General features: G+C 49.0%; 1 protein-coding gene. It reads right to left on the bottom strand.

Annotated features, from left to right (window positions below; genetic code table 11):
* Positions 1-288: 288 nt before the first annotated feature.
* Complete coding sequence (locus DXU84_RS24900; RefSeq protein WP_153376841.1) at positions 289-1323, bottom strand: IS110 family transposase; 1035 nt, start codon at positions 1321-1323, stop codon at positions 289-291.
* Positions 1324-1405 lie beyond the last annotated feature (82 nt).

Here is a 1405-nt window from a genome sequence, read left to right as displayed (position 1 = left end):
GAAAGATTGTTTTGGAAAAACTCTAAAGCCGTGGCCAGTTTTTGTTGACCATATATGGACGCCCCGGGTGTTACAAGTACTGGTTCGATACGGTTTGCGACCATATATCCGGCGTCGTTAGTGGGTTAATTTACCCGCGCCATGATGTTATCCGAGCCCTGTTTCCTTATCACTACACCGGTATATGATTACCCAGGTCAACTTCAGGCTGTTACAGGGACGGTAGCCGTTTTCTCATCAGTGCCTGCAAACTCAGTTAAATAAGTTTCTGTAAATTGCTGTTTTTAGCTAATTCATCGCAACGGCCTTCTGCATATTCAAATCAACCCCATCTGTCAGCACACGCCAGATAATTCTCGTCAGTTTATTCGCCAGTGCAACCGTGGTTTTCAGGAACCCTCGACGAGCTTCAAGCCTTTGCAGCCAAAGGCCCAGACTGTCATCGCGCTTTTTCATACAGCGCATTACAGACCGTGCTCCATGGATGATTAATGTTCTGAGACTACGATTGCCATTTTTTGTCACGGAGGATAATCGTTGCTTGCCTCCCGAACTGTGCTGCCGGGGAACCAGGCCACACCAGGCGGATAACTCTCTGCCGTTGGAAAATTGCCCTGCATCCACTTCACTGATAAACGCTGCCGCGATGAGCGGGCCGACTCCCGGAATAGTTAACAACTGGCGATAGGCAGCTTGTTGTGAAGACAATGCAGCAATTTCCTTATCCAGTCCGGTGACGCGTTCATTCAGCGCCTGCATGTCTTCCCGCAATGTAGAAAGTAAACGGCGGACAGTGAACGTTAACTCATTCGACGCGTCTTCCATCAGTTCAGGCAGGTGCTGCTGGAGGCACTGTATCCCGACAGGGATAATGAGACCATATTCAGCGAGCAGAGAACGAAGCTGGTTAGCCAGCGCCGTTCTTTGCTCAACCATGAGCTGACGGGTATTTCGCAGCGCTTTGATATCCTGCTGCTCAGCAGTTTTGACCGGAACAAAGTGGATGCCAGGGCGGAGTGCTGTTTCACAAATCGCCAGCGCATCATTAGCATCGTTTTTCTGGCTTCTGACAAAGGCTTTAACGTGCTGGGCAGGTATCAGTCTGACGTTGTATCCCATCGTTCTGAAGGTTCTGCCCCAGAAGTGCGAAGTAGAGCATGCCTCCATCGCGATAAGCGTTCCGGGCTCGAAGTGTCGAACGCAATCCAGCAATTTTGAACGGGAGATCTTCTTGTTATATGCAATTGAACCATCAACCATCCAGACGCATACCTGAAAAACAGATTTGGCAATGTCGATACCAACAACTCTGATTGTGTTCATGTGATATCACTCCTGAATTAATTGCAGTCAATAGAGTATGGCACTGGCTACTTCAGGGAGGGGCGTCCATAACATCACTACA

Origin of the sequence: Rahnella sp. RcJ3 (assembly GCF_009498575.1) — a bacterium.
GTDB lineage: Bacteria > Pseudomonadota > Gammaproteobacteria > Enterobacterales > Enterobacteriaceae > Rahnella > Rahnella aceris.
The sequence above is the reverse complement of the archived record's forward strand: the minus strand, read 5'-3'. Positions and strand labels throughout refer to the sequence as shown.

What these genes read in the sequence shown, in the direction of transcription:
- DXU84_RS24900 (WP_153376841.1), bottom strand. Translation starts at nt 1,323, where the DNA reads ATGAACACAATCAGAGTTGTTGGTATCGACATTGCCAAATCTGTTTTT.